1 protein-coding gene is annotated in these 1,606 nt (G+C 66.3%); it reads left to right on the top strand.

Annotation, left to right across the window (positions count from 1 at the left end; genetic code table 11):
- Nucleotides 1-484: 484 nt before the first annotated feature.
- Nucleotides 485-1,576 (top strand): hypothetical protein, encoded by a 1,092-nt coding sequence (locus ACT3TZ_RS15095; protein ID WP_444584232.1) that lies wholly within the window; start codon nucleotides 485-487, stop codon nucleotides 1,574-1,576.
- Nucleotides 1,577-1,606 lie beyond the last annotated feature (30 nt).

Raw genomic sequence — 1,606 nt, 5'->3', positions numbered from 1 at the left:
CAGTAAACGCCCGGCCCGTCTTCGGCGCCTCGTGCCACACATGCCTTCCCGCTCGGGTTGCGGCGGGCTATAATTCGCCTTTCACGTGCCCGGCTTGCCGTCTTCGGAGCTGGGCCTTGACACCCCTGCACCGGGTACCCCCGCATCAGTACCGCACCTGCCGCTGGGCAGTCGATGCATCACCTGTCCGAACGGAATCGACCGGCCCCACGCTGATCACTGCTCCCACACCGCCGAAGCACTTCAACCGATCCGTCACTGCAGCATCATCGAGAAGCCGTCCTCGACACCGGCAGGTCCCGGGCCCGCTGGCTGTGATGTCTTCGCGCTGGCGGCGTCGGCGGGGAGAGGATTTCGCAGTGAGCAGCACCGCTCTTTCCGGGATCGAGGCGACCACCGAATCCGGCCCGCGGTGCTGCACGAAACCTTGGGGGCTCCATCGAGCCAGTGGCAGTCCGGCCCGTGGTTGCCTCACTATGGAGCGGTGACTTCTGAGCGTTGCCGATCCACCGCCGATCCTGCCGAACCCCTTTCCGATGCCGAGCTGCTCATCGGCCTGGTGGTCTCACCATCCCTGAGTGCGGTGCTCGGCCCCGAGGTCACCACCTCGGTGCGCGAGATTTTGGTGCAGCGGTATCCGGGAGTGCGCTGGCAACTGAAGATGGCCGAAGACCGGCTGGTCGATCCACCCACCGAGACCTTGGACCTGCTGGAGGCGGCTCGAAACCGCGTGCTGGAGGAGAACTGGGATTTGGCCGTGGTGCTCACCGAGATCCCCCTGAAGGCCGGCCGACGTCCGGTGCTCACCCAGCTCAGCCCCGTGCACGGGGTGGGACTGGTCTCCGTCCCAGCCCTGGGAGCCGTGCACGTGCGGCAGAAGGTGCAAGAGACCACCGTGCACGTGGTCGGGCAGCTCCTGGGCTACGACGCCGAAGACCTCAACGCCCAGCGGGATCTTGCTCGAAGAGCCCACCAGCTGTCCACCGATCTCGACGAACGCCCGGACGACAACGTCGTGCAGTTCACGGCCCGAGTGCTGAGCGGCAACGTGCGGTTGCTGCTGGGCATGATCCGCGCCAACCAGCCTTGGGCCTTCGTGGCCCGGCTCTCCCGGGCGCTGGTCGTGGCAGCGGCCACCGGCATGCTGACATTGGTGGCCTCGGACCTATGGGTACTGGCCATGGCCTACGGGCCGGTGCGCCTGGTCCTGCTGGCGGTGATGGCGATCGGGGCGGTGAGTGCCACCCTGATCCTGGGAGCCGACTTGTGGGAGCGCCCACGGCGGCGAGCCCAACGTGAGCAGGTGATCCTGTTCAATTTGGCCACCACCGCGACCGTGGCCATCGGGGTTGTGGTGTTCTACCTCGTCTTATTCATCCTGTCCTGGGTCGGCGCGCTGCTGCTCATCGACGAGCAGGTACTGGCCGGTGTCGCCGGTCACCCAGTGAACGCTTTGGACTACGCGAAGATCAGCTGGCTCACCGCCAGCCTGGCCACCGTGGGCGGAGCACTAGGAGCTGGACTGGAGGACGAAGATGTGGTGCGCGCCGCTGCCTACACCCGGCCCAGCACCTGACACAGCCCCAGCACAGAAGAAACTGAAACA

Origin of the sequence: Brachybacterium sp. AOP25-B2-12 (genome assembly GCF_052378625.1) — a bacterium.
Lineage (GTDB): Bacteria > Actinomycetota > Actinomycetes > Actinomycetales > Dermabacteraceae > Brachybacterium.
Note: the sequence above shows the minus strand (reverse complement) of the source record. Positions and strands in the feature narration are given on the sequence as shown.